This window comes from Paucibacter soli, from assembly GCF_037482845.1.
GTDB lineage: Bacteria > Pseudomonadota > Gammaproteobacteria > Burkholderiales > Burkholderiaceae_C > Paucibacter_B > Paucibacter_B soli.
Genome location: NZ_JBBHJW010000007.1, coordinates 262,536 through 287,775, shown reverse-complemented (window position 1 = coordinate 287,775; position 25,240 = coordinate 262,536). Strand labels below are relative to the sequence as shown.

At 66.7% G+C, this 25,240-nt stretch carries 24 protein-coding genes; 20 read left to right on the top strand and 4 right to left on the bottom strand.

Annotated features, from left to right (window positions below; genetic code table 11):
• Positions 1-6 precede the first annotated feature (6 nt).
• Complete coding sequence (locus tag WG898_RS16120; protein WP_339603819.1) at positions 7-1,467, top strand: DEAD/DEAH box helicase; 1,461 nt, start codon at positions 7-9, stop codon at positions 1,465-1,467.
• On the opposite strand, the gene WG898_RS16115 is transcribed toward WG898_RS16120, so the two are convergent.
• Positions 1,468-2,244 carry an SAM-dependent methyltransferase gene (locus tag WG898_RS16115; RefSeq protein ID WP_339603818.1) on the bottom strand — a complete coding sequence of 259 codons (777 nt, stop codon included), beginning with the start codon at positions 2,242-2,244 and terminating at the stop codon, positions 1,468-1,470. It lies immediately after the preceding gene.
• Complete coding sequence (locus tag WG898_RS16110; RefSeq protein ID WP_339603817.1) at positions 2,241-2,852, bottom strand: Maf family nucleotide pyrophosphatase; 612 nt, start codon at positions 2,850-2,852, stop codon at positions 2,241-2,243. The genes WG898_RS16115 and WG898_RS16110 overlap by 4 nt, the downstream gene beginning before the upstream one ends.
• Positions 2,853-3,044: 192 nt before the next feature.
• Here WG898_RS16110 and WG898_RS16105 point away from each other — a divergent pair, with 192 nt between their 5' ends.
• From WG898_RS16105 to nagZ, 19 genes are all read left to right on the top strand, one after another.
• A complete protein-coding gene (locus WG898_RS16105) occupies positions 3,045-3,608 on the top strand; it encodes a YceD family protein (RefSeq protein WP_339603816.1) in 564 nt (187 codons plus the stop codon).
• A 189-nt stretch (positions 3,609-3,797) separates the two neighbouring features.
• Positions 3,798-3,983: a 50S ribosomal protein L32 gene (gene rpmF, locus WG898_RS16100; RefSeq protein ID WP_285231067.1), complete on the top strand. Its 186-nt coding sequence runs from the start codon at positions 3,798-3,800 to the stop codon at positions 3,981-3,983.
• A 226-nt stretch (positions 3,984-4,209) separates the two neighbouring features.
• Complete coding sequence (plsX, locus tag WG898_RS16095) at positions 4,210-5,334, top strand: phosphate acyltransferase PlsX (protein WP_339603815.1); 1,125 nt, start codon at positions 4,210-4,212, stop codon at positions 5,332-5,334.
• Positions 5,331-6,332 carry a beta-ketoacyl-ACP synthase III gene (locus WG898_RS16090; protein WP_339603814.1) on the top strand — a complete coding sequence of 334 codons (1,002 nt, stop codon included), beginning with the start codon at positions 5,331-5,333 and terminating at the stop codon, positions 6,330-6,332. Before plsX ends, WG898_RS16090 begins: the two co-directional genes overlap by 4 nt.
• A gap of 25 nt (positions 6,333-6,357) precedes the next feature.
• Entirely contained in the window at positions 6,358-7,299 is a 942-nt protein-coding gene (fabD, locus tag WG898_RS16085) for an ACP S-malonyltransferase (protein ID WP_339603813.1), read from the top strand.
• A 7-nt stretch (positions 7,300-7,306) separates the two neighbouring features.
• On the top strand, positions 7,307-8,050 hold the full coding sequence (gene fabG / locus WG898_RS16080) for a 3-oxoacyl-ACP reductase FabG (RefSeq protein ID WP_339603812.1): 744 nt from the start codon (positions 7,307-7,309) through the stop codon (positions 8,048-8,050).
• Positions 8,051-8,229: 179 nt separating this feature from the next.
• Positions 8,230-8,469 carry an acyl carrier protein gene (acpP, locus tag WG898_RS16075; protein WP_058936430.1) on the top strand — a complete coding sequence of 80 codons (240 nt, stop codon included), beginning with the start codon at positions 8,230-8,232 and terminating at the stop codon, positions 8,467-8,469.
• A 51-nt stretch (positions 8,470-8,520) separates the two neighbouring features.
• Positions 8,521-9,765 carry a beta-ketoacyl-ACP synthase II gene (fabF, locus tag WG898_RS16070; protein ID WP_339603811.1) on the top strand — a complete coding sequence of 415 codons (1,245 nt, stop codon included), beginning with the start codon at positions 8,521-8,523 and terminating at the stop codon, positions 9,763-9,765.
• 152 nt (positions 9,766-9,917) lie between these two features.
• Positions 9,918-10,238, top strand: a complete 321-nt coding sequence (locus WG898_RS16065) for a hypothetical protein (RefSeq protein ID WP_339603810.1) — start codon at positions 9,918-9,920, stop codon at positions 10,236-10,238.
• A 64-nt stretch (positions 10,239-10,302) separates the two neighbouring features.
• On the top strand, positions 10,303-11,730 hold the full coding sequence (locus WG898_RS16060; protein ID WP_444718955.1) for a DegQ family serine endoprotease: 1,428 nt from the start codon (positions 10,303-10,305) through the stop codon (positions 11,728-11,730).
• Between the two features lie 524 nt (positions 11,731-12,254).
• Complete coding sequence (lepA, locus tag WG898_RS16055; RefSeq protein ID WP_339603809.1) at positions 12,255-14,063, top strand: translation elongation factor 4; 1,809 nt, start codon at positions 12,255-12,257, stop codon at positions 14,061-14,063.
• A 25-nt stretch (positions 14,064-14,088) separates the two neighbouring features.
• Positions 14,089-15,063 carry a signal peptidase I gene (lepB, locus tag WG898_RS16050; RefSeq protein WP_339603808.1) on the top strand — a complete coding sequence of 325 codons (975 nt, stop codon included), beginning with the start codon at positions 14,089-14,091 and terminating at the stop codon, positions 15,061-15,063.
• Positions 15,064-15,104: 41 nt separating this feature from the next.
• Positions 15,105-15,458 (top strand): DUF4845 domain-containing protein, encoded by a 354-nt coding sequence (locus WG898_RS16045; RefSeq protein ID WP_339603807.1) that lies wholly within the window; start codon positions 15,105-15,107, stop codon positions 15,456-15,458.
• Positions 15,459-15,466: 8 nt separating this feature from the next.
• Positions 15,467-16,171, top strand: coding sequence for a ribonuclease III (rnc, locus tag WG898_RS16040; RefSeq protein WP_339603806.1), 705 nt, complete (start codon positions 15,467-15,469; stop codon positions 16,169-16,171).
• A gap of 53 nt (positions 16,172-16,224) precedes the next feature.
• Complete coding sequence (gene era, locus WG898_RS16035; RefSeq protein WP_339603805.1) at positions 16,225-17,151, top strand: GTPase Era; 927 nt, start codon at positions 16,225-16,227, stop codon at positions 17,149-17,151.
• Complete coding sequence (recO, locus tag WG898_RS16030; RefSeq protein ID WP_339603804.1) at positions 17,151-17,927, top strand: DNA repair protein RecO; 777 nt, start codon at positions 17,151-17,153, stop codon at positions 17,925-17,927. The genes era and recO overlap by 1 nt, the downstream gene beginning before the upstream one ends.
• 12 nt (positions 17,928-17,939) lie before the next feature.
• A complete protein-coding gene (locus WG898_RS16025) occupies positions 17,940-18,731 on the top strand; it encodes a pyridoxine 5'-phosphate synthase (protein WP_339603803.1) in 792 nt (263 codons plus the stop codon).
• The gene (gene acpS, locus WG898_RS16020; RefSeq protein ID WP_339603802.1) at positions 18,728-19,123 is read left to right on the top strand and encodes a holo-ACP synthase; all 396 of its coding nucleotides are present in this window, start codon (positions 18,728-18,730) and stop codon (positions 19,121-19,123) included. Before WG898_RS16025 ends, acpS begins: the two co-directional genes overlap by 4 nt.
• A 16-nt stretch (positions 19,124-19,139) precedes the next feature.
• Positions 19,140-20,201 (top strand): beta-N-acetylhexosaminidase, encoded by a 1,062-nt coding sequence (gene nagZ / locus WG898_RS16015; RefSeq protein ID WP_444718958.1) that lies wholly within the window; start codon positions 19,140-19,142, stop codon positions 20,199-20,201.
• A 52-nt stretch (positions 20,202-20,253) separates the two neighbouring features.
• Here nagZ and WG898_RS16010 read toward each other — a convergent pair whose 3' ends face one another.
• Both WG898_RS16010 and WG898_RS16005 read right to left on the bottom strand, forming a co-directional pair.
• Positions 20,254-21,762, bottom strand: a complete 1,509-nt coding sequence (locus WG898_RS16010) for a POT-type proton-dependent oligopeptide transporter (protein WP_339603862.1) — start codon at positions 21,760-21,762, stop codon at positions 20,254-20,256.
• A gap of 176 nt (positions 21,763-21,938) precedes the next feature.
• Complete coding sequence (locus WG898_RS16005; protein ID WP_339603800.1) at positions 21,939-24,869, bottom strand: Rne/Rng family ribonuclease; 2,931 nt, start codon at positions 24,867-24,869, stop codon at positions 21,939-21,941.
• Positions 24,870-25,240: the final 371 nt, after the last annotated feature.

Genomic DNA, 25,240 nt, shown 5'->3' with positions numbered 1-25,240 from the left:
GGGCTGATGACCGACACCCTGATTCCCGAAGTCGCGCCTGCGCGCTTCGACACGCTGCCCCTGGACGCCAAGCTCTTGCGAGCCGTGGACGACTCCGGCTATACCAGCATGACGCCGATCCAGGCCAAGGCCATCCCCATTGTGCTGGCGGGCCAGGACGTGATGGGCGCGGCGCAGACCGGCACCGGCAAGACGGCCGCGTTCTCCATCCCCCTGCTGCAACGCATGCTCAAGCATGAGAACAGCAGCGCCTCACCGGCCCGCCATCCGGTGCGTGCGCTGGTGCTGGCGCCCACGCGCGAGCTGGCCGACCAGGTGGCCAACAACGTCAAGGCCTATTCCAAGCACACCAATCTGCGCGTGGCCTGCGTGTTCGGCGGCATCGACATGAAGCCGCAGACGCTGCAGCTGAAGGCCGGCGTCGAGGTGCTGATCGCCACGCCCGGCCGCCTGCTGGACCATATCGAGGCCAAGAACGCGGTACTCAACCAGGTCGAGTATGTGGTGCTGGACGAGGCCGACCGCATGCTGGACATCGGCTTCCTGCCCGACCTGCAGCGCATCCTCAGCTACCTGCCCAAGACGCGCCAGACCCTGCTGTTCTCGGCCACCTTCTCGCCCGAGATCAAGCGTCTGGCCGAAAGCTATCTGCAGAATCCGCAATTGGTGGAAGTAGCGCGCCCGAACGCCACCGCCACCAATGTGGAGCAGCTGTTCTACAGCGTCACCGACGACGAGAAGCGCCCGGCAGTGCTGAAGGTGCTGCGCGAGCGCAGCATCAAGCAGGCCATCGTGTTCGTGAACTCCAAGCTGGGCTGCGCCCGCCTGGCACGTTCCTTCGAGCGCGACGGACTGCGCACCAATGCCCTGCATGGCGACAAGTCGCAGGACGAGCGTTTGAAGGCGCTGGAAGCCTTCAAGCGCGGCGAGGTCGATGTGCTGGTGTGTACCGATGTGGCCGCGCGCGGCCTCGACATCGCCGACCTGCCCGCCGTTTTTAACTTCGACGTGCCCTTCAATGCCGAGGACTATGTGCACCGCATCGGCCGCACCGGCCGAGCCGGCGCCTCGGGCATTGCGGTGACCCTGGTGGGCAAATCGGACGCACGTCTGATCGCCGACATCGAGAAGCTGATCAAGAAGAAGATCGAGCTGGATGCGATCGAGCTCGACGAGGAGCGGCCGCGCCGCCCGCGCCGCGAGTTCGAGGATCGCCCCTTCGAGGCCACGGTAGCCGCACCGGTCGCCCCGCGCCCCAGCTACCGTGCACCCGCGGCGCCGCGCGACCCGCTGTTCGACCAGCCCTATGAGGCGCGCAACAACGGCGAAGCGGCGGCCTGGGAAAAGACCCCGGCCAATGCCGCATCGCTGGGCAAGGGCCTGTCGAGCTATATCAAGCCCAAGAAAAAGGTAGCGGCGCTGTTCGGTGCCAAGCGTGCGCCGGTGGCCGAAGCCTCCGAAACCTGATCAGGCGAGCAGGGCGAACACCGCCGGCACCTTGTCCGGCAAGCTGCCGGGCTGCTTGCGCCATTCCGCCACGCTGGCGCTGCGCGTCCAGCCCTGCGCCAGGCTGATGCCGCAGCTGACCGACAGGCGCGTGTCCGGCTTCAGCTGCGTCAGCAAGGCCTCCAGCAAGGCGCTGTTGCGGTAGGGCGTCTCTATCATCAGCTGGGTCTGCTGCAGGCGCAGCGAATGCGCCTCCAGTTCGCGGATGCGCGCGCCGCGCTGTGCCGCGTCCACGGGGAGGTAGCCCACAAAGGCAAAGCTCTGACCGTTCAGGCCGCTGGCGGCCAGCGCCAGCAGCAGCGAGCTCGGTCCGCTCATCGGTACCACCGTGATGCCTGCGGCATGTGCCGCCGCCACCAAGATCGCGCCGGGGTCCGCCACCGCCGGCAGGCCGGCCTCCGAGATCAGGCCCAGGTCATGACCCGCCAGCGCCGGGGCCAGCAGCGCCTGCCAGGCACGGCCGGTTTCGGGCGCGGGCTTGTGCTGCCCCTTCGGTGGGCGCGGTAACTCTGCGATCTGCACCTGCTGCAGCGGCTGCGCCAAGGGGCAGATGGCATCCACGCGTTTCAGGAAGGCGCGCGTGGTCTTGGCATTCTCGGCCGCCCAGTGGCCGAGGCGCGCCGCCGTGACTATGACCTGCTCGGGCAGCACCTCGCGCAGATCCACCGCGGCCCCCTCGACGCCAAAGTCCAGCGTGTTGGGCACCAGAAAAAGCCGCCCCGGCTTGGCGCCGCTCATCGCGCGGCCCCGCCGTGCAGCAGCGGATCGATGCCGGCACGGCGCAGCAGCTGTGCCGTGCGTATCAGCGGCAGGCCGATCAGGGCGGTCGGGTCATCGGATTCGATCGCGGCGAGCAGGCTGATGCCCAGGCCCTCGGACTTAGCGCTGCCGGCGCAGTCATAAGGTTGCTCGGCGTGCAGATAGTTGTCGATCTCGGCATCGCTGAGTTCGCGGAAGCGCACCCGCACCGGGGCCAGGTCTTGCGCCGCAAAGCCGCTCGCCTGACAGACCACGGCCAGCGCGGTTTGAAACACCACGCTATTGCCGCTCATGCTGCGCAACTGCGCCTGCGCGCGCGCGTGGTCGCCCGGCTTGCCGATGCTCTGGCCGTCCAGATCGGCCACCTGATCCGAACCGATCACCACGGCTGCGGGGAAGCGTGCGGCCACGGCCTGTGCCTTGGCCAAGGCCAGCCGTCCGGCCAAGGCCGCGGGCGTCTCGCCGGGCCGGGGGCTTTCGTCGACATCGGGTGCGCAGACTTCGAAGGGCAGGCGCAGGCGCTCCAGCAGTTCGCGGCGGTAGCGCGAGGTGGAGGCCAGGATCAGGGGGCGGGGCAGGGTGCTCATGCCGGGGATTGTCCCATCGGCGCGCATAGGGCGTGTTTGCGATCCCGTCATGGGGCCCGTTGCCCCGCAAAGGCAGGGGATGCAAGGCGCAAACCGCAGCCGGGTTGGACACCCGGCGAGGATTTGCAACGCCGCAGACGCTGCCTTGCGGGCACCATGCCGGGATCGCAAACACGCCCTTACACTTGCGGCATGAAAGAGCGAGTTGTAGATCCTCTGAAGCTGGACGTCGAAGCCTTTGCGCGCGATGGTGCCGGCCTGCAGGGAAGCTGGCCTGCCAGCACGCTGGCGCGCATGGCCGACAGTGCGGCGCCCGAGGCGCCCGTTGGCGAATGGCCGCCGGTGCAATGGGCGGTGCGCGGTGAGCGCCGCACGCCCAAGGGCGGCGAGGCCGAGATCTGGCTGCATCTGGAGGCCGACGCCCGGGTGCAGCTGACCTGCCAGCGTTGCCTGAAGCCGGTGGAGGCGCATGTGGCGTTCGCCCGCTGGTTCCGCTTTGTGCGCGATGAGGCCGTGGCCGCCGAGCTGGATGCCGACAGCGAGGACGATGTGCTGACCCTCACGCGCCAGCTGGATCTGCGCGAGCTGGTGGAAGACGAATTGCTGCTGGAACTGCCCCTGGTGCCGCGCCACGAGAGCTGCCCGGAGCCGCTGCCGCGCCCGCTGGAGGACGAGGATGACGCAGCGCTCGACGAGGAGCGGCCGAACCCGTTTGCGGCGCTGGCGGCACTCAAGGGCAAGGGGCGCGCACAATAGTCGACGCGCCGGGCTTTCGCCCGCAGCGCAAGCCGTGCTAGAATCGCGGGCTTTCCCGGTTGAATCAATTGCCGGGACGCCGAGGCGTCGGTGGCGGGCTGGTCTGGAGCAGCATTCGAGCATCTCGGATGCGCCAAGACACCGTGACCCGCCGAGCAAGCCTCAATCACCGAAGCCGAAGGAGAAATCATGGCCGTTCAGCAAAACAAGAAGTCGCCGTCCAAGCGCGGTATGCACCGCTCGCACAATGCCCTGGTCACTCCGGGCACCGCCGTCGAGCCCACCACGGGCGAGGTGCACCTGCGTCACCACATCAGCCCGAATGGCTTCTACCGCGGCCGCAAGGTCCTGAAGACCAAGGCTGACGCCTCCTAAGACATGGCTGGCTGCGGCCGCCCCGGCGCGCCGCACGCACCTAGCATGTTTGTACAAAGCCCGGCTCATCGCTTGCGCGTCGCCGGGCTTTTGTGCTGTCTGGTCGCTGTGATTGAGGCACCTCGCGCGTCGCCTGCTCTGCGGGTGCGCCCGCTTGCCGCTGCGATGCGCCTCGCGTAAGGTCGCCGGCTTGACGCCAGGCTCCGCTGCACACCTCCCCGTTCCCATGTCTTCTTTCGTCTCCATTCAGCCCGCCGATGGCGTGGTGCGCCTCTCCGTCGATTGCATGGGTGGCGACCACGGCCCGAGCGTGATCCTGCCCGCCTGCCGCGCCTTTCTTGCTGCACATCCGCAGGCCGAGTTGCTGCTGGTCGGGCGTAGCGAGGCGCTCGCCGAAGCCAAGGCATGGCCGCGCTGCACCGTCGTGCCCGCCACCGAGGTGGTGGAGATGGACGATCCGCTCGAAGTCGCCTTGCGCCGCAAGAAGGACTCGTCGATGCGCGTGGCCATCAACCAACTCAAGGCCTCGGATGGCGTGGCCGCGGCGCATGCCTGCGTTTCGGCCGGCAATACCGGCGCCCTTATGGCGGTGGCGCGCTATGTGCTCAAGACTCTGGAAGGCATCGACCGCCCGGCGATTGCCAGCGTGATGCCCAATCAACGCGGTGGCTTCACCACCATGCTGGACCTGGGCGCCAATGTCGACTGCAGTGCCGAGCATCTGCTGCAGTTTGCGGTGATGGGGTCGGCCCTGGTGTCTGCCGTCGATGGCAAGGCCGAACCCAGCGTGGGCCTGCTCAATATCGGCGAAGAGCTCATCAAGGGCAATGAGACCATCAAGCGTGCCGGCGAATTGCTGCGTCAGGCCGCGGCCGCGGGCCAACTGAACTTCTACGGCAATGTGGAAGGCAACGATATCTTCAAGGGCACGACCGATCTGGTGGTCTGCGATGGTTTCGTCGGCAATGTGGCGCTCAAGACCGCCGAAGGCCTGGCCACCATGATGACCACCTTCATCAAGCTCGAGTTCGGCCGCAACCTGCTCACCAAGCTGATCGCGCTGCTGGCGCTGCCGGTGTTGCAACGCTTCAAGAACCGCGTCGACCATCGCCGCCTGAACGGTGCGGCCCTGCTTGGGCTGCGCGGGCTGGTGTTCAAGAGCCATGGCTCGGCCGACGCCCTGGCCTTCGAGACCGCCCTGAACAGGGCGTATGATGCCGCCCGCAACCGGTTGCTGGACCGGGTTCACGATCGCATCATCGCCACGCTGCAAGCCATGCCCGCACAGACGGGCGAGCCCGTGCCCGGCGATGCAGGAGACAAGGCGGCCAAGGCCGTCCAAGCTGCATGACGACTACTAGCGCAACGAACGCACCTCGCTTTGCCCGCATTCTCGGTACGGGCAGTTACCTCCCTCCCAAGCGCCTGACGAATGCCGAGCTGGCGGCGCAGCTGGCCAAGGATGGCATCGAGACCTCGGACGAGTGGATCGTCGAGCGCACCGGCATCCACGCGCGCCACTTCGCCGATGCGGGTGTCGCGGCCAGCGATCTGGCCCTGCCGGCGGCGCGCGCCGCCCTCGAGGCGGCCGGCATCGCCGCCAGCGAGATCGATCTCATCATCGTCGCCACCTCCACGCCGGACATGGTGTTCCCCTCCACAGCCTGTCTGCTGCAGCACAAGCTGGGCATCTCGGGCGGCGCTGCCTTCGATGTGCAGGCGGTCTGCTCGGGCTTTGTCTATGCCCTCACGGTGGCCGATTCGATGATCAAGACCGGCGCTGCCAACAAGGCCCTGGTGGTCGGCGCCGAAGTGTTCTCGCGCATCCTGGATTTCAAGGACCGCACCACCTGCGTGCTGTTCGGCGACGGCGCCGGTGCCGTGGTGCTGGGCGCCAGCGCCACCCCCGGCATCCTCGCCAGCGAGCTGCATGCCGATGGCAGCCATGCCAACATCCTGTGCGTGCCGGGCACCGTCGCTGGTGGCCGGGTGCTGGGCGATCCCCTGCTCAAGATGGACGGCCAGGCTGTGTTCAAGCTGGCCGTGGGCGTGCTCGAGAAGGTGGCGCGCTCGGTGCTGGCCAAGGCCGGCCGCAGCGATGCCGACATCGACTGGCTGATCCCGCACCAGGCCAATATCCGCATCATGCAGGGCACGGCCAAGAAGCTGAAGATGCCGATGGACAAGCTCATCGTCACCGTGCACGAGCATGGCAATACCTCGGCCGCCTCGATCCCGCTGGCCCTGGACGTGGCGGTGCGCAGCGGCAAGATCAAGTCGGGTGACACCGTGATGCTGGAAGGCGTGGGCGGTGGCTTCACCTGGGGTGCCGTGCTGCTCGACTTCTAAGAAACCAAGGAAACGAGACATCAAGATGAGTGCGAACTTTGCATTCGTGTTCCCCGGCCAGGGCTCGCAGGCCGTGGGCATGCTGGACGCCTGGGGTGATCATCCCGCAGTGAAGCAAACGCTGGACGAGGCTTCGGCCGCGCTGGGCGAAGATATCGCCGCGCTGATCAATCAAGGCCCGAAGGAGCAGCTGGACCTCACCACCAACACCCAGCCGGTGATGCTCACCGCGGGCATTGCCTGCTACCGTGCCTGGATCGCCGAGACCGGCCTGACCCCGGCTGCCGCCGCCGGCCATTCGCTGGGCGAGTACACCGCGCTGGTGGCCGCCGGCGCCCTGAGCCTGGCGCAGGCCCTGCCGCTGGTGCGCTTCCGTGCCCAGGCCATGCAGCAAGCCGTGCCGGTGGGCGTGGGCGCGATGGCCGCCATCCTGGGCCTGGAGGCTCAGGCCGTGCGCGAAGGCTGTGCCCAGGCCGCCGCAGCGGCGGGCGAGGCCGTCGAGGCGGTGAATTTCAACGACCCCAAGCAGACTGTGATTGCCGGCACCAAGGCCGGCGTCGAGAAGGCCTGCGAGCTGCTCAAGGCGGCGGGCGCCAAGCGCGCGCTGTTGCTGCCCGTGTCGGCGCCCTTCCACAGCAGCCTGATGAAGCCGGCCGCCGAGGCCTTGAAGGCCAAGCTGGCGGCCACCGAGTTCGGGGCCCTGCAGTTCCCCGTCATCAACAACATTGACGTCGCCGCGGCCGGCGATGCCGAGGCGCTGCGCGACGCGCTCTACCGCCAGGCCTTCGGCCCGGTGCGTTGGGTGGAGGTGGTGCAGGCGCTGAAGGCACGCGGCCTCAGCCACATCATCGAATGCGGCCCCGGCAAGGTGCTGGCCGGCATGTGCAAGCGCATCGATGCCGAGATCCTCAGCGCCACCGTGCTGGACCCGGCCTCGCTGGCGGAAGCCAAGACCCTGTTGGGCTGACCGAATCATGAGTGAATCAACAAGCAAGCAAGTCGCCCTCGTCACCGGTGCCAGCCGCGGTATCGGACGCGCCATCGCGCTGACCCTGGCCGAGCAGGGCTATACCGTTGTTGGCACGGCCACTAGCGAGTCCGGTGCCGCCGCCATCACGGCCGCCCTGGCGCCCCTGGGCGGCCGCGGCATGAACCTGAATGTGAACGACGCGGCGGCGGTGGAAGCGGCCGTGGACGCGATCGTCAAGGCCGACGGCGGCCTGCAGGTGCTGGTCAACAACGCCGGTATCACGCGTGACACCCTGTCCATGCGCATGAAGGACGAGGACTGGGATGCGGTGCTGGACACCAATCTCAAGGCGGTGTTCCGCATGAGCCGCGCGGTCATGCGCACGATGATGAAGCAGCGCTATGGCCGCATCGTCAACATCACCTCGGTGGTGGGCGCCTCCGGCAATGCCGGTCAGGCCAACTATGCCGCCGCCAAGGCCGGCGTGGCGGGCATGACGCGTGCGCTGGCGCGCGAGCTCGGCAGCCGCGGCATCACGGTGAACTGCATCGCCCCGGGCTTCATCGCCACCGACATGACCGAGGTGCTGCCCGAGGCCCAGAAGGCCGCGCTGCTGGCGCAGATCCCGCTGGGCCGCCTGGGCGAGCCCAAGGAAATCGCCGACGCGGTGGCCTTCCTGGCCTCCAAGGGGGCCGGCTACATCACCGGCACCGAGCTGCATGTCAACGGCGGCATGTATATGAGCTGAACTGTTTAGCGGCGCGACACCCTGTGTGTTGCGCCCACCGGATTCGCCCGGCCGGTGAGGGCCTGCTAGAGTGCGGGTCGCAGTGCTGTCAGCCTGCGTCCGCCACCCTGCGCTAGGGGTGGCACTCTAGAGGCCTTAGAATCCCGGGCTGTTCCTTGCAATCCACTCCTGGAGGAGTCATGAGCGATATCGAAGCACGTGTCAAGAAAATCATCGCCGAGCAACTCGGCGTGCCTGAAGCCGATGTGACCAATGAGAAGGCCTTCGTGGCCGATTTGGGCGCCGATTCTCTGGACACCGTGGAACTGGTGATGGCACTCGAAGACGAGTTCGGCATCGAGATCCCGGACGAAGAAGCCGAGAAGATCACCACGGTGCAACTGGCGATCGACTACGCCGTCAAGCACCAGAAGGCATAAGGGCGCAGCCCTTAGCGCTTCTTCTTCTTCCTCAACCGATCCCTGAACCGCATGAGCCGTCGTCGCGTCGTCGTCACCGGTCTCGGTCTGATCAGCCCCGTGGGCAACACGGTGGCGACAGGCTGGGCCAACATCCTGGCCGGTCAGTCCGGCATCGACCGCATCACCCGCTTTGATGCCTCGGCCTATGCCTGCCAGTTCGCAGGCGAGGTCAAGGGCTTCGACGTGGCTGAATACATGTCCACCAAGGAAGCGCGGACCATGGACCGCTTCATCCACTACGGATTGGCGGCATCGATTCAGGCGGTGCAGGATGCGGGCCTCTCGACCGGCGACGCCCTCACCGAGGATCAGGCCGAGCGCATCGGCGTGCTGGTGGGTTCGGGCATCGGCGGCCTGCCGATGATTGAGGAAACGCACGCGGAGTTGACGGCGCGGGGCCCGCGCCGCATCTCTCCGTTCTTTGTGCCGGCCTCTATCATCAACATGATCTCGGGTCATGTGTCGATCAGGTTCGGCTTCCAGGGACCCAACTTGGGGCTAGTCACGGCCTGCACCACCGGCTTGCACAGCATCGGTGAGGCCGGACGGCTGATTGAATACGGCGATGCGGACGTGATGGTGGCCGGTGGCTCCGAATCGACCGTCTCGCCGCTGGGCGTGGGCGGCTTCGCGGCCGCACGCGCGCTGTCCACGCGCAACGACGATCCCAAGACGGCCTCGCGCCCCTGGGACAAGGATCGCGACGGCTTCGTGCTGGGCGAGGGCGCCGGTGTGCTGGTACTGGAAGAGTACGAGCACGCCAAGAAGCGCGGCGCCAAGATCTACTGCGAGCTGGCCGGTTTCGGCATGGGCGCGGATGCCTACCATATGACCGCGCCCAATGTGGACGGTCCCAAGCGCTCGATGCGCGCGGCGCTGCGCAATGCCGGGCTGAACCCCGATCAGGTCGACTACATGAACGCCCACGGCACCTCGACGCCGCTGGGTGACGTGAACGAAACCAATGCCATCAAGCTGGCCTTTGGCGACCATGCCAAGCAACTGGTGGTCTCGTCCACCAAGTCAATGACCGGCCATCTGCTGGGTGGCGCGGGCGGCATCGAGTCGGTGTTCACGGTGCTGGCGGTGCGCGATCAGATCGCGCCGCCCACCATCAATATCTTCAACCAGGATCCCGAGTGCGACCTGGACTACTGCGCCAACACCGCGCGGGAGATGAAGATCGAATATGCGGCCAAGAACAATTTCGGCTTCGGCGGCACCAACGGTACGCTGATCTTCAAGCGCATCTGAGGCCGCGGGCGATGCGGTCGGCCTTGCGCCATCCGCCCGCCTTCAACGTCACACTCAAGCCAGATCCTGCTTGGCGGGGTCTGGCTTGCGCGTTTTCAGGCTTGGCCGGCACGGGCCTGATGGCGACGTTGCTGCAACACCTGACCCCAAGCTTGGCTGCCCCAGCATTTGCCGCCGCGCTGCTGCTGACCGCTGCTGGCGCGGCCTTGCTGGCGCGCACCCTGGGCTGCCGCGACTACCGCTACCGCCTGCGCTGGGACGGCCAGGCCTGGTGGCTGGCCAGCGGCGAGCAGCCCGAACTGCCGGTGCACCTGCGCGTCGCGATGGATCTGGATAGCTGGCTGCTGCTGCGGGCAAAGCGCCGCGGCTGGCGCGCGGCCTGCTGGCCGCTCTATCTGCCCGTGGCCGAGGCGGCGCTGCCCGCACATTGGCAGGAACTGCGCGCCACGCTGTTCGCCGCCCGGCAGGCATGACTCGGTGCACCGAGGGCTGAGAGCCGGCACAATCGGCCTACCAGTTTTTGTGAGGCCATGCGCCATGTTGCTCAGCCAGCCGGTTCGACGCATTCTTCTTTTCCTGCCGCTGATGGCCGCCGCCCTGCAGTTGCAGTCCGTGCAGGCGCAGATCGCGCCCGTCCAGCCGGCCTTGCCCGACTTCACCCAACTGGTGGAGCGCGTGGGCCCGGCGGTCGTCAATATTCGCACCTCGGAGCGGCTCAAGGCCAGCCCCAATATGCCGGAGCTGGACGAGCAGATGCTCGAGTTTCTGCGCCGCTTCGGCATCCCGGCGCCGAACCAGCGCCGTGGCGCGCCGCGCGGCGACGATGACCAGCCGCAGCGCCGTGGCGTGGGCTCGGGCTTTCTGATCAGCACCGACGGTTACGTGATGACCAATGCCCATGTGGTCGACGGCGCCGACGAGCTGCTGGTGACACTGACCGACAAGCGCGAGTTCAAGGCCAAGCTGATAGGCGCCGATGCCCGCACGGACGTGGCGGTGGTGAAGATCGAGGCCGCGGGCCTGCCGGCCGTGAAGCTGGGCGACGTCAGCAAGCTCAAGGTGGGCGAATGGGTGCTGGCCATCGGTTCGCCCTTTGGCTTCGACAACACCGTTACCGCCGGCATCGTGAGTGCCAAGGCGCGCGACACCGGCGACTTCCTGCCCTTCATCCAGACCGACGTGGCCATCAACCCGGGAAATTCGGGTGGCCCGCTGCTGAATATGCGCGGCGAGGTGGTGGGTATCAACTCGCAGATCTACAGCCAGTCGGGCGGCTTCATGGGCATCTCCTTTGCGATCCCGATCGACGAGGCGCAGCGCGTGGCCGAGCAACTGCGCAACGGCGGCCGGGTCATCCGTGGCCGCATCGGCGTCGACCCGGTGGATGTCAGCCGCGAGGTGGCCGAGGCGATCGGCCTCGGCAAGCCGATGGGGGCGATGGTGCGGCGTGTCGTCGAAGGCAGCCCCGCGGAGAAGGCCGGCGTGGAAGGCGGCGATGTGATCGTCAAGTTCGACGGCAGGCCGGTGGAGAAGGCCAGCGACCTGCGGCGCGTCGTCGGTGCCACCAAGCCCGGCAGCAAGGTCAGCCTGCAGGTATTCCGCCGCGGCGCCTACAAGGACCTGCCCATCGTGGTTGGCGAACTGGAGGACGAGAAGCCGCAGCGCGCCAGCGAGGCCGCCCCGAAAGTGGCACCGGCCCTGGGCCTGACGGTGTCGGAGCTGTCCGATGCACAGAAGCGCGAGCTCAAGCTTCGTGGCGGCGTTCGCGTGGATGCGGCCGAGGGTGCAGCAGCGCGCGCGGGCCTGCGCGAGGGTGATTTGATTCTGGCCATCGACAATGCCGAGATCGCCAGCGTCAAGCAGTTTCAGGCGGCCATTGCCCGGCTGGACAAGGCCAAGGTCGTGAGCCTGGTGGTGCGGCGCGGGGATGCGGTGAATATCGTGCTCTTGAAGCCCGGGCGCTGAGCGCGGGCATCCGAGTCTGGCGGCGGGTCTTTCCGCAATGCAGAAAAGGGGCGCGCATTCGGCAGCTTGCAGGGTCGCCGCTGGCCCCTTGGGTCACTGGCGCCGGCTCCTGCCGGCAGCCCTGGGCGAGGGATTGAGTCCTTGATCGGATAGAATCCTTGGCTTCCAGGGCCGCTTTGCACGCATCGGGACCGGACAATGCGGGCAAGCTCGGACGCTGCGTCAAACATCCACAGGATATCCAGGCTGAATTGTGGATAAGTTGTGCACAAGTTTGATGTTGGCGGCCCGCAACGACGGGAAATGCAGCAACGGTGCGGTTTCCAGGCGGGGGCTTTTGGCTACAATGAAGGCCCAACAAGCAGTTGCCATACGTTTTGTTGGAAGGCGCGTCACCGTTTCGACGTGCCTTTTTTTTATGTTCGGCACGGCCCTCTGGGCCTTCACATCGCTTCGCGATATGAGCCTTCCATGCAACGGCTTCGCCGTTGAAGCTTCCGGCCGAACAGACCGCGATTGAGTCCATGAATCACATCCGTAATTTCTCCATCATCGCCCACATCGACCACGGCAAGAGCACGCTGGCGGATCGCATCATTCAGCGTTGCGGGGGGCTCTCGGATCGGGAGATGGAAGCGCAGGTGCTGGACTCGATGGACATCGAGCGCGAGCGCGGCATCACCATCAAGGCGCAGACCGCCGCGCTGCAGTACACCGCCAAGGACGGCAATACCTACAACCTCAACCTCATCGACACGCCCGGGCATGTGGACTTCTCGTACGAGGTGAGCCGCTCACTCTCGGCCTGCGAGGGGGCGCTGCTGGTGGTGGACGCCAGCCAGGGTGTCGAGGCGCAGACGGTGGCGAACTGCTATACCGCGCTGGACCTCGGCGTCGAGGTGGTGCCGGTGCTCAACAAGATGGACCTGGCCTCGGCCGATCCGGACAACGCCAAGGCCGAGATCGAGGACGTGATCGGTATCGACGCCACCGACGCCATTCCCTGCAGCGCCAAGACCGGCATGGGCATCGACGAGATCCTCGAGGCCGTGATCGCGCGCATGCCGCCGCCCAAGGGCGTGGTGGAGGCGCCGCTGCGCGCCATGATCATCGACTCCTGGTACGACGCCTATGTGGGCGTGGTGATGCTGGTGCGCGTGGTCGATGGCACGCTGAAGAAGGGCGAGCGCATCCGCATGATGGCCTCCAACGCCGTCTACCCTGCCGAGCATCTGGGTGTGTTCTCGCCCAAGTCTGAGCCGCGCGAGCAACTGAACGCGGGCGAGGTGGGTTTCGTCATCGCCGGCATCAAGGAGTTGCAGGCCGCCAAGGTCGGCGACACCATCACGCTGGAAAAGAAGCTGCCCAACAACCTCGGCCCGGCCGAGCAGGCGCTGCCCGGCTTCAAGGAAATCCAACCCCAGGTGTTCGCCGGGCTGTACCCCACCGAGGCGAGCGAGTACGACTCGCTGCGCGACGCGCTGGAAAAGCTCAAGCTCAACGACTCCTCGCTGCGCTACGAGCCCGAGGTCAGCCAGGCGCTGGGCTTCGGCTTCCGCTGCGGCTTCTTGGGCCTGCTTCACATGGAGATCGTGCAGGAGCGCCTGGAGCGCGAGTTCGACCAGGATCTGATCACCACCGCGCCCAGCGTGGTCTACCAGGTGGTGATCGGTGACGGCACGGTGATCGAGGTCGAGAACCCCAGCAAGATGCCCGAGGTGGGGCAGATCCAGGAGATCCGCGAGCCCATCGTGACCGTGCATCTGTACATGCCGCAGGACTATGTGGGCCCGGTGATGACGCTGGCCAACCAGAAGCGCGGCAGCCAGATCAATATGGCCTACCACGGTCGCCAGGTCATGCTCACCTACGAGATGCCGCTGGCCGAGATCGTGCTGGACTTCTTCGACAAGCTCAAGAGCGTGTCGCGCGGCTATGCCTCGATGGACTACGAGTTCAAGGAGTACCGCGCCTCCGACGTGGTGAAGGTCGACATCCTCATCAACGGCGATCGCGTCGACGCGCTGTCCATCATCGTGCACCGCGCACAGAGCCAGTACCGCGGCCGCGCGGTGGCTGCCAAGATGCGCGAGCAGATCCCGCGCCAGATGTATGACGTGGCGATCCAGGCGGCCATCGGCGCCAACATCATCGCGCGCGAGAACATCAAGGCGATGCGCAAGAACGTGCTGGCAAAATGCTACGGCGGCGACATCACCCGCAAACGCAAGCTGCTGGAAAAGCAGAAGGCGGGCAAGAAGCGCATGAAGCAGATCGGTACCGTCGAGGTGCCGCAAGAAGCCTTCCTCGCCATCCTCCAAGTCGACGATTGATAGACAAATAGAACCACAGGACTTCATGAGTGCGCTGACCGGAATTCTTTACGCTGTCCTGATCGCCTACCTGGGTGGCTGGTACACCGGCTACTGGAGCGGCAACTTTTCGCTGCTGCTTTTCATCCTGACCGCGGTGACGATGGCCTATTGGCTGGCGGAGCGCTTTCACTTCCAGCCGGCGCGTGAGCGCACGGCTGCCGCTCTGCTGGACAGCGATAGCAAGCGCCGCGCCGCTCTGGCCGCGCAGGGCATTACGCGTGTGGACGGCAATGTGGAGGGTGCGCGCGAGGAGATCCTGCGCCAGCCCTGGTGGCTGGACTGGACCGCCGGGCTGTTCCCGGTGATTTTGATCGTGTTCCTGCTGCGCTCCTTCCTGTTCGAGCCCTTCAAGATCCCCTCGGGATCGATGGTGCCGACCCTGCTGGTGGGCGACCTGATCCTGGTGAACAAGTTCCACTACGGCGTGCGCCTGCCGGTGATCAACAAGAAGATCATCGCCAACCACGACGTGGCGCGCGGCGATGTGATGGTGTTCCGCTACCCCGAGGACACCAGCATGGACTTTATCAAGCGCGTGGCGGCCGTCCCCGGCGACGAGGTCAGCTACCTGAACCAGCGCCTCTACATCAATGGCCAACTGGTGCCGGTGCAGTCGCAAGGCGACTACTACGACGAAGATTCGATGCAGTACCGCCAGCGTTTCACCGAGAAGCTGGGTGAGAAGGAACATCAGTTGCTGGTGAACACGCAGCGCCAGCCGTTGTTTCGCCCGGATCGCAAGGATGGGCCGTTCCCCTTCCAGGAGAACTGCGGGTACAGCCCCGAGGGCGTGACTTGCAAGGTGCCGGCCGGCCATTACTTCATGCTGGGCGACAACCGCGACAACTCGCGCGACTCGCGTTTCTGGGGCTTCGTGCCGGACGAGAACATCGTTGGCAAGGCCTTCTTTGTTTGGATGAATTTCGGTAACCTGAAACGCATCGGCTCCTTCAACTGAGCCGCATCAGCACAAGACGGGGGATGAGATCCATGAGGCCTATGCGCAGACACCAGCAGCGTGGTTTGAGCCTGCTCGGCTTGTTGTTCTGGGGCGCCCTGATCGGCTTCACGGCCGTCGTGGGCCTGCGCGTCGTGCCCACGGTGATCGAGTTCTACACCATCCAGAGCGCGGTCGATCGCATTGCCAAGGGCAACCCGGCCACCGTGCCGCTGGCGCGCGCCGAGTTCGAGCGCATCAAGCAGGTCGAATATTCAATCACCAGCATTGGTGCGCACGATCTGGTGATCACCAAGGAAAACGACAAGGTCATGATCAGCTTCGCTTACGCGAAGCAGGTGGAGCTCGGCGGCCCGGTCTCGCTAGTGATCAAATACGAAGGACGTTCGCACTGAGCAAGTTCATGAAGACGCCGCTGGATTCCCTGCAGCAAAGGCTTGGCTATCAGTTTGCCGATCCGGGCCTGCTGGTGAGGGCGTTGACGCATCGCAGCTTCGGCGCCGATCACAACGAGCGCCTGGAGTTCCTGGGTGACGCGGTGTTGAGCCTGGCGGTTTCGAGCCTGCTGTACGCGCGTTTCGCGGGCTCCGACGAGGGCGACCTGACGCGCATACGCGCCCACCTGGTGCGCGAGGACAGCCTGCACCGCCTGGCCCTGGGCCTGGGCCTGCCCGAGGTCTTGCGCATGAGCGAGGGCGAGGCGCGCGGCGGTGGCGCCCAGCGCCCCTCCATCCTGGCGGATGCCACCGAGGCCATCATTGGGGCGGCCTTTCTGGACGGCGGCTATGCAGCGGCGCTTGAACTGGTGCGCGGCCTGCTGGGCGAACTGATCAACGGTTCGGTGAGCGACAACTGGGCCAAGGATGCCAAGACCGCGCTGCAGGAGTTGCTGCAGGCGCGCCGCCTGGCGGTGCCCAGCTACCGCATCACCGAGACCCGCGGCCAGGCTCATGCCCAGACCTTTGCGGTCGAATGCGCGGTACCGGCATTGAATCTGGCCAAGAGCGGCGAGGGCCGCTCGCGGCGCGCCGCCGAGCAGGACGCCGCACGGCGTATGCTTGATGAATTGATGTCGCGCGACAAGCCCGGCACCGGCTTGCGCGACTGAGACCTCCACCACGACTCCATTTTCCTGGGGCGGCTGCTACCCGCCGTCACACCATGAACAACATCACCAACACCCCCGAGTCCGAGCAGGGCGCGAGCCCGGCGCAACGCTGCGGGCTGATCGCCATCGTCGGCCGACCCAATGTGGGCAAGTCGACGCTGCTGAACGCGCTGGTCGGCCAGAAGGTCAGCATCACCTCCAACAAGGCGCAGACCACCAGGCATCGCATCACCGGCGTGCGTACCGTGGACGAGGCGCAGTTCGTTTTCGTCGATACGCCCGGCTTCCAGACCAAGCACAATGCGGCGCTGAACCGCAATCTGAACCGGACCGTGCATGGCGTGCTGTCCGACGTGGACCTGGTGCTGTTCGTGGTCGAGGCCGGCCGCTTCGGCCTGGACGACGCCAAGGTGCTGGCCCTGCTGCCCGAGGACAAGCCGGTGGTGCTGATCGCCAACAAGCTCGATGCCGTGCACCGCCGCGCCGAGCTGGCGCCCTGGCTCAAGGGCATGCAGGAGCGCCGCAACTTCAGCGAGTTCGTGCCGCTGTCGGCCAAGAAGGAGGCCGATGTGCAGCGCCTCTTCAAGATCCTCAAGCCCTATCTGCCCGAGCAGGGCTGGTTCTACGACGAAGACGCGCTGACCGACCGCAGCGAGAAGTTCCTCGCCAGCGAGATCATCCGCGAGAAGCTGTTCCGCCTCACCGGCGACGAGCTGCCCTACACCTCGACGGTGGTGATAGACAAATGGGAAGACGAGGGCGAGCTGCGCCGCATCTCCGCTTCCATCGTGGTCGAGCGCGATGCCCACAAGGGCATGGTGATAGGCCAGGGCGGTGAACTGCTCAAGCGCATAGGCTCGGAATCGCGCCAGGAGCTTGAGCACCTGATGGACGGCCGCGTGTTCCTGGAGCTGTGGGTCAAGGTGCGCTCCGGCTGGGCCGACAGCGAGGAACACCTGCGCTCCTACGGCTACGAATAATGTCTGTGCGTGGCGCGCGTGCCCCGGCCGCGCAGCTGGCCTATGTGCTGCACCACTACGACTGGAGCGAGTCCAGCCTGATCCTGGACCTGTTCACGCGCGAGCAGGGGCGCCTTGCGGTGGTGGCCAAGGGTGCCAAGAGGCCCTACTCGCAGCTGCGCGCCGTGTTGCTGCCCTTCCAGCGCATCCAGGTCAGCCTGTCCAAGCCCAGCAAGGGCGATGGCGGTCCCGAGGTGCAGACCCTGCGCGGTGCCGAATGGGCCAGCAGCCACGCCATGCCGGCCGGCGCGGCGCTGTTCTCGGGCTACTACCTGAACGAGCTCCTGCTCAAGCTGCTGGCACGTCAGGACCCGCATCCCCAGCTTTTCGATGCCTATGCCCAGACCCTGCCGCTGCTGCATGCCAGCGAGGATGCGCAGTCGCAAGCGGCCCTGCGCGCCTTCGAGCTGCGCCTGCTGAACGACAGCGGCCTGCTGCCGGATCTCAGCCTCGTTACGCCCACCCAGCTGCCGCTCGAGCTGGAGCGCAGCTATATGCTCACGGCCGAGTCGGGCGTCGTGCCTTCCAGCCATGCGGGTGCGCATTTCAAGGGCGCCGAGCTGATACAGCTGCAGGCTGCCCTGCTGCATGGCAGCGTCGAAGCCCTGCAGCAGGCCTGCATGGGGGCGCTACCCGCACTCAAGACGGCGCTGCGTGGCCTGCTTCACTATCATCTGGGCCACAAGCCCCTGCGCACGCGTGCCGTGATGCTGGATGTGCAGAAACTCCTCGCCTGAGTCGATCCGACCATGAATCCTTTGGTGGCCCCCGAGGCCTCGCGTCATCATCAAGACGCGCGCTGCGCCCTCTCCGTCAACGTCAACAAGGTGGCGCTGCTGCGCAATACCCGGCATCTGGGCATTCCCAGCGTTATGCGCGCGGCCGAGCTGTGCCTGCTGGCGGGCGCGCAGGGCATCACCGTGCACCCGCGCCCCGATGCGCGCCATATCCGCGCTGAGGATGTGCATGAGCTGGCCGCCCTGCTCAAGACCTGGCCCCAGGCCGAGTACAACATCGAGGGCAACCCGACCCAGAACCTGATGGACTATGTGCGCGCGCTGCGGCCCCATCAGGTGACCTTTGTGCCCGATAGCGAAGACCAGTTCACCTCCGACCATGGCTGGAACCTGCCCGCCGATATGGCGCGGCTGCGCCCGCTGATCGCCGAATGCAAGGCGCTGGGCGTGCGCGTGAGCCTGTTCATGGACCCGCTGCCGCAGGCCATGCCGCTGGTGGCCGAGCTCGGTGCGGATCGCATCGAGCTCTATACCGAAACCTATGCCAGCGCCTACGGCACGCCGCGCCAGGCCGAGGTGCTGGCCGGCTTCACCGCCACCGCCAACGCGGCGCTGGCGGTGGGGCTGGGGATCAATGCCGGCCACGACCTGAACCGCGACAACCTCACGACCTTTCTGCGCGAGGTGCCGGGCGTGCAGGAGGTTTCGATCGGTCACGCCCTGATCGCCGATGCGCTGGAACTGGGCTACACGGAAACGGTGCGCGAGTATCAGCGCGCCATTCAAAAGGCCTACCAGCCGTGATCTACGGCATCGGCACCGATGTCTGCGACATCCGCCGCATCGCCGACACCCTGGCACGCCGCGGTGAGCGCTTTGCCGAGAAGGTGCTGGGTCCGCATGAGCTGGAGGTGTTTCGCGCGCGTCGCGCCAAGGTGGAGGCGCGTGGCATCGCCTATCTGGCCACGCGCTTCTCGGCCAAGGAGGCCTTTTCCAAGGCCATTGGTCTGGGCATGCGCATGCCCATGACCTGGCGTGCCTGCGAGATCGTCAAGGCGGCCAGCGGCAAGCCCGAGATCCGCCTGCATGGTGAACTGGCGCAATGGTTCGCCGCCAAGGGCCTACAGGCGCATGTGAGCGTCAGCGACGAGAGCGACTACGCCACCGCCTTTGTGGTGGTGGAAACCAAGGAATGAACAAGCAATGAACGACATGCCGCATGCCCCCCTGGTGCTGGACATTGCCGGCACCGCTCTGGATGCCAATGACAGGCGCCGCCTGACCCACCCGCTGGTGGGGGGCTTGATCCTGTTCGCGCGCAATTTCGAGAGCCGTGCCCAGCTCACCGAGCTCACCTCCGAGATCAAGGCCCTGCGCCCCGACATCCTGATCGCGGTGGACCAGGAAGGCGGCCGCGTGCAGCGCTTCAAGACCGGCGGTTTTACTCATCTGCCGCCGGCGCGCCGCCTGGGTGAGCTGTGGATGGAGGACGCGATGCGGGCCACGGCGGCCGCGACGGCAACGGGCTATGTGCTGGCCAGCGAGCTGCGCGCCTGTGGCGTGGACCTGAGCTTCGCGCCGGTACTGGACCTGGACCACGGCGAGAGCAGCGTGATCGGCGACCGCAGCCTGCACCGCGATCCGCGCGTGGTGGCCTTGCTCGCCAAGAGCCTGATGCATGGCATGCTGCTGGCCGGCATGCACAGCTGCGGCAAGCATTTCCCGGGGCATGGCTTCGTCAAGGCCGACAGCCATGTGGACGTTCCGGTGGACCGGCGCAGCCTCAAGGCCATCCTGGCCGAGGATGCGCAGCCCTTTGCCTGGCTCAGCCTGAGCCTGGCCGCGGTGATGCCGGCGCATGTGATCTATCCCAAGGTGGACAGCCGCCCGGCGGGCTTCAGCGCGCGCTGGTTGCAGGAGCTGCTGCGCGAGCGCCTGGGCTTTGGTGGTGCCATTTTCAGCGACGACCTGGGTATGCGTGGCGCGCGCGTGCTGGAAGGTCGCGAGATCGGCCACACCGAGGCCGCGCTGGCGGCCCTGCAGGCCGGCTGCGACATGGTGCTGCTGTGCAACCAGAGCGCTGTTGATGAGGGCGCTGTGCTGGATCGTTTGCTCGATGACTTGACGCGGGCCGCAGCCAGTGGCGCCTGGCAGCCGCGTGCCGAGAGCGAGGCCCGCCGTGCCGGCCTGCTGCCGCAGACCGCGCCGCTGACCTGGGAGGAGTTGATGCATCACCCGGCCTACCACCAGGCGCTGCAGGCGCTGAGCGCTTGAATGAAGGTGGCGTGGCGCGTTCGCGCCGCGCCATGCCGGGCCAGGCGGCCGCTCACTGCCGGCGGTAGTTGTCCTGCATGTGGTAGCCGCGGGCATAGAGCCCGAACAGCAGGGCAGCGAGCATGGCAAAGCCGGCGAAGAAGAACATCTGGAAGGCCGTCACGCTGAAGCCGGTGGCCTGGATATGGGCGGTCACGGCCTCGCCCTTGACGCTCTTGTTGGCCAGCAGCACCCACAGATTGCCAATCGTCACCGACAGGTTCCAGAAGCTGGTGATCACGCCCTTCATCGCCAGCGGTGCCTGGCTGTAGGCGAATTCCAGGCCGGTGGCCGACACCAGCACCTCGCCCAGCGTCAGGATGGCATAGGGCAGGATCTGCCAGACGATGGAGACCGCGTGGCCGCCGTCGAGCCAGAGCTGGAACAGGCCCACCGTGGCGAAGGCGATGGCCGAGAGGCCGATGCCAGCGCCCATGCGACGCAGCGCGGTGATGCGCAGGCCGCTGCGTTGCAGCAGCGGGTAGAGCACCAGGTTGTTGAAGGGGATCAGCAGCATCACCAGCAGCGGATTGAGCGCCTGCATCATCGAGGACTCGAACCAGCCGGGCTTGCTCATCTGGTTGGCCTGCAGGATCCAGGTCGAGGCCTTCTGGTCGAACAGGCTCCAGAACGGCGTCACCAGCGCGAACAGCACCAGCAGGCGCAGCACCGTGCGCACGGCCTGCACGGCCTCGCGGCCATGGCGTGCCTCGGCGGCGGCGAGCTGCAGCCAGGCACCCAGGCCACCGGTGCTCAGCACCAGCACCAGCGCCAGACACAGGGCCACCACCAGGCCAAGGTCCCGGTAGGCGCTGATGCTCCAGGCCGCCAGCAGCACACCGGCGAGCGCCACCAGCCTGCCCACCAGGCCCGCAGCCAGCGCGGTCTTGACGACTTTGAGGAAGCTGTTCGGGTCTTCATGCGCGGTCGGCTTGACATGCACATACCGGCGCCGGCCGGACCAGAAGATCAGCGTTGCCAGCGCCATGAAGACACCGGGAATGCCAAAGGCGATGCTGGCGCCCCAATGCTTGAGGATCAGCGGCATCAGCAGCGAGGCGAAGAAGCTGCCGAAGTTGATGATCCAGTAGAAGGCGTCGAAGACCTTCTGCGCCAGCGAGCGGTTGCTCTGATCGAACTGGTCGCCGATGAAGGAGCTGACCAGCGGCTTGATGCCGCCCGAACCCAGCGAGATCAGCAACAGGCCGGTGTAGAAGCCGGTGATATTGCCCTCGAAGGCCGCCAGGCAGGCGTGGCCGGCGCAGTAGACCAGGCTGAGCCAGAAGATGGTGTTGTACTTGCCGAAGAAGCGGTCGGCCAGCCAGCCGCCCAGCAGGGGGAAGAAATAGACGCCCATCACGAAGGTGTGGAACACCTCCTTGGCCTCGCCCTTGCGCAGTTCTTCGGGCACGGACAGCAGCAGGCTGGTCATCAGGAACACGGTCAGGATGTTGCGCATGCCGTAGAAGCTGAAGCGCTCGCATCCCTCGTTGCCGATGATGTAGGGAATCTGTGGCGGCATCTTGGCCGCGGTCTGGGGCGTTGTCACCTTGTGGGGTCCTCGTTCCATCGCCTGGCTTGCACAGGGGTGTCGGCAAGGGCATGAAAAACGCCGCCGGGGCTTTCACTCGCGGCGGCGTAGGCAGGCGTGAGCCTGCATGGGTGTCGGGCCATTTGCTGGCCCAAGGCATGAGGCGCTCAGGCCTCGAAGGGCAGCTTGAACTGGCTCAGATCCTTGCGCGTCTCCACCAGCACCAGCGGGCCTTCGTCGATCTCGACAAGAGGCGGGCGCTCGCGCGGCACATGCACGGGCTTGGGTTCGGCGGCGATCGCCTCCTGCACCACGCGCACCTTGTCGGCGTCTGAATTGACCCACTGCAGGCCCACGCCCGCGGCGATCGCTTGCAGATCGTTCACCGGCAGCTCGAAGGCCGGCACCACCGGCGCAGGGGCCGGCGCGGCGGCCGGCACCACGGCTGCTGCTGCGGCCACCGGCGTTGCCGGTGCCGCGATCGCTGCCGGAGCCGGTGCCGGCGCAGCGGCTTCGGCCGGTGCGGTCAGTTCCATCTGCTGCGGTGCCTGGGCGATCGCGCCCGACTCGGCCAGACCTTCGGCCTGCGCCTCATCGGCTGCCATGCCTTCGCCGCGCTCGCGGCGGTTGCGGCCACCACGGCGGCGGCGACCGTCGCGGGCCTGGGTTTCACCGGCCTCGTCGCCAGCGGCGGGGGGCTCGGTGCCTTCGGCGGCTTCGGCAGGCTCGGCGGCAGCGGCCTGCTCCTGGTTCAGCTCGGCGCCTTCGACACCTTCGCTGGCGCGGTCATCGCGGTCGCGGCCACCACGGCGGCGACGCCGGCGGCCCTGGCGCAGTTCTTCGCTGCCGGCCTCGGTCGCTGCCAGGCCTTCTGGCAAGGTGTCCTGGAAGGCCGGCTTGTCGAGTTGCGCATCGCTGGGCTCGGCCTGCAGGGCAGCGCTGTCCACGCGTGCTTCCTCGTTGCGCTGTGGGCGCTCACCGCCGCGCTCACCGCGCGGGCGGCGGCCTTCGCCACCACGCTCGCCGCGCTCGCCACGTTCCGCGCGCTCGGGGCGCTGCTCGGCCACGGCCAGTTCGGGCTTGTCGCTGCCGCGCTCGTTGCGGCGGCCGCCACGCTCCTGGCGCTCGGGGCGTTCACCGCGCTCCGGACGCTCGCCGCGCTCGCCGCGTTCGGCACGCTGGCCGTCCGCCGGCTTGCCGTCGGCGCGGGCCTCGCCGCGCTTGCTGCGCTCGCCACGCTCGCCGCGTTCGCCACGACCACCGCGATCACGGCGGCCATCGCGACCACCCTCACGCTTGCCATCCTTGCGGCCTTCGCCGGCCGGCTTGCTTTCTTCCACAGCCGGGGTCGGAGCCTCGGCCGGTGCAGCCACGAACAGCTTCTTGATCCAGCCGAAGAAGCCACCGCCGGCGGCCGGTGCAGCCACCGGTGCTGCCACGGGCTCCGCCGCCACCGGCTTGGGCGCCGGCGCGGTGGGCATGGGGGCGGCGCCCTCGGGCATGATGCCCTTGACCACCGGCTCCTGCTTGCTCTTGCCCTTGTCGTCGCTGCCGCGGCGGGTGATGCCCACCTCGTCCTGCGGCTCTTCGATCATGGTGTAGCTGGCCTGCAGGTTCTCCAGGCGCGGATCGTCGTGGCGCAGGCGCTCCAGCTTGTAGTTAGGCGTTTCGAGATGCTTGTTGGGCACCAGCAGCACGGTGACGCGCTGCTTCAGCTCGATCTTGGTGATCTCGGTGCGCTTCTCATTGAGCAGGAAGCTGGTCACTTCCACCGGCACCTGCACATGCACGGCGGCGGTGTTGTCCTTCATCGCCTCTTCCTGCACCATGCGCAGGATCTGCAGCGCCGAGGACTCGGTGTCGCGGATATGGCCGGTGCCATTGCAGCGCGGGCAGGTGACGTGGTTGCCTTCGGAGAGCGCCGGGCGCAGGCGCTGGCGCGAGAGTTCCAGCAGGCCGAACTTGCTGATGGAGGCGAACTGCACGCGGGCGCGGTCGCTGCGCAGGGCGTCGCGCAGGCGCTGCTCGACCTCGCGGCGGTTCTTCGACTCTTCCATGTCGATGAAGTCCACCACGATCAGGCCGCCCAGGTCGCGCAAGCGCATCTGGCGCGCGATCTCGTCGGCGGCTTCCAGATTGGTACGGGTGGCGGTTTCCTCGATGTCACCGCCGCGGGTGGCGCGCGCCGAGTTCACGTCCACCGAGACCAGGGCCTCGGTGTGGTCGATCACGATGGCGCCGCCCGAGGGCAGGTTGACGGTGCGGCTGTGCGCGGTCTCGATCTGGTGCTCGATCTGGAAACGGCTGAACAGCGGCGCGTCGTCGCGGTAGCGCTTCACGCGATGGCCCTGGTCGGGCATCACGTGGTTCATGAACTGGTGAGCCTGTTCGAACAGGTCGTCGGTGTCGATCAGGATCTCACCGATGTCGGCGGTGAAGTAGTCGCGGATGGCGCGGATCACCAGCGAGGACTCCTGATAGATCAGGAAGGCGCCCTTGCCACCCTTGGAGGCGTCGTCGATCGCGCTCCAGAGCTTGAGCATGTAGTTCAAGTCCCACTGCAGCTCGGCGGCCGAGCGGCCGATGCCGGCGGTGCGCGCGATCAGGCTCATGCCCTTGGGGTACTCGAGCTGGTCGAGGTTTTCCTTCAGCTCTTCGCGGTCCTCGCCCTCGATGCGGCGGCTCACGCCACCGCCGCGCGGGTTGTTGGGCATCAGCACCAAATAGCGGCCGGCCAGCGAGACGAAGGTGGTGAGCGCCGCACCCTTGTTGCCGCGCTCTTCCTTCTCCACCTGCACCAGCAGCTCCTGGCCTTCCTTGATGGCGTCCTGGATCTTGGCATTGCGCACATCCACGCCGTCACGGAAGAACTGGCGCGAGATTTCCTTGAAGGGCAGGAAGCCGTGGCGGTCTTCGCCGTAGTCCACAAAGCAGGCCTCGAGCGAGGGCTCGACCCGTGTCACCACGGCCTTGTAGATATTGCCCTTGCGCTGCTCGCGGCCTTCGATTTCGGTTTCGAAGTCCAGCAGTTTCTGGCCATCAACGATTGCGAGGCGCCGCTCTTCCGGCTGCGTCGCATTGATCAGCATGCGTTTCATCAGTACTCCTCACGCACCCCAGGCCTTCCAGGCCGTCGGGGCGCGCAGCATCACGACGTCCACTGGCTGTGACACCAGCGGGCGACCCATAAGCTGCACGAGAAACGCGGTGGAACCGAGGAAGGAATCGCCCTGGACTGCTGGAGATCCGCTTTGCTAAGCGATCAGCCCTGCAGCGTTGGCGCGTGCCCTCGGGTAGGCGGCGCGGCTGACTCCATCCCCGCTGCGCAAGCGTGCCATCACGCCTGCGGCCCGTTCGCGGCTGTCTGCGAGGGCCTGACCGGCATCAAGCCGGGGCTGCGCTCGCGAGCGGCAAAGGGTGGGGGGATTGGTGGAAATCATCCGTGCGGAACTACCGAGTGCTGGCATGA

Bases quoted from the DNA above. Each gene is read 5' to 3' on its own strand.
- WG898_RS16005 (WP_339603800.1), bottom strand. From the start codon at position 24,869: ATGAAACGCATGCTGATCAATGCGACGCAGCCGGAAGAGCGGCGCCTC.
- era (WP_339603805.1), top strand. From the start codon at position 16,225: ATGAACAACATCACCAACACCCCCGAGTCCGAGCAGGGCGCGAGCCCG.
- rnc (WP_339603806.1), top strand. From the start codon at position 15,467: ATGAAGACGCCGCTGGATTCCCTGCAGCAAAGGCTTGGCTATCAGTTT.
- WG898_RS16090 (WP_339603814.1), top strand. From the start codon at position 5,331: ATGACGACTACTAGCGCAACGAACGCACCTCGCTTTGCCCGCATTCTC.
- WG898_RS16045 (WP_339603807.1), top strand. From the start codon at position 15,105: ATGCGCAGACACCAGCAGCGTGGTTTGAGCCTGCTCGGCTTGTTGTTC.
- fabG (WP_339603812.1), top strand. From the start codon at position 7,307: ATGAGTGAATCAACAAGCAAGCAAGTCGCCCTCGTCACCGGTGCCAGC.
- WG898_RS16025 (WP_339603803.1), top strand. From the start codon at position 17,940: ATGAATCCTTTGGTGGCCCCCGAGGCCTCGCGTCATCATCAAGACGCG.
- fabD (WP_339603813.1), top strand. From the start codon at position 6,358: ATGAGTGCGAACTTTGCATTCGTGTTCCCCGGCCAGGGCTCGCAGGCC.
- acpP (WP_058936430.1), top strand. From the start codon at position 8,230: ATGAGCGATATCGAAGCACGTGTCAAGAAAATCATCGCCGAGCAACTC.
- WG898_RS16120 (WP_339603819.1), top strand. From the start codon at position 7: ATGACCGACACCCTGATTCCCGAAGTCGCGCCTGCGCGCTTCGACACG.
- WG898_RS16110 (WP_339603817.1), bottom strand. From the start codon at position 2,852: ATGAGCACCCTGCCCCGCCCCCTGATCCTGGCCTCCACCTCGCGCTAC.
- recO (WP_339603804.1), top strand. From the start codon at position 17,151: ATGTCTGTGCGTGGCGCGCGTGCCCCGGCCGCGCAGCTGGCCTATGTG.
- fabF (WP_339603811.1), top strand. From the start codon at position 8,521: ATGAGCCGTCGTCGCGTCGTCGTCACCGGTCTCGGTCTGATCAGCCCC.
- lepB (WP_339603808.1), top strand. From the start codon at position 14,089: ATGAGTGCGCTGACCGGAATTCTTTACGCTGTCCTGATCGCCTACCTG.
- lepA (WP_339603809.1), top strand. From the start codon at position 12,255: ATGAATCACATCCGTAATTTCTCCATCATCGCCCACATCGACCACGGC.
- WG898_RS16060 (WP_444718955.1), top strand. From the start codon at position 10,303: ATGTTGCTCAGCCAGCCGGTTCGACGCATTCTTCTTTTCCTGCCGCTG.
- nagZ (WP_444718958.1), top strand. From the start codon at position 19,140: ATGCCGCATGCCCCCCTGGTGCTGGACATTGCCGGCACCGCTCTGGAT.
- WG898_RS16010 (WP_339603862.1), bottom strand. From the start codon at position 21,762: ATGCCGCCACAGATTCCCTACATCATCGGCAACGAGGGATGCGAGCGC.
- rpmF (WP_285231067.1), top strand. From the start codon at position 3,798: ATGGCCGTTCAGCAAAACAAGAAGTCGCCGTCCAAGCGCGGTATGCAC.
- plsX (WP_339603815.1), top strand. From the start codon at position 4,210: ATGTCTTCTTTCGTCTCCATTCAGCCCGCCGATGGCGTGGTGCGCCTC.
- WG898_RS16115 (WP_339603818.1), bottom strand. From the start codon at position 2,244: ATGAGCGGCGCCAAGCCGGGGCGGCTTTTTCTGGTGCCCAACACGCTG.
- WG898_RS16105 (WP_339603816.1), top strand. From the start codon at position 3,045: ATGAAAGAGCGAGTTGTAGATCCTCTGAAGCTGGACGTCGAAGCCTTT.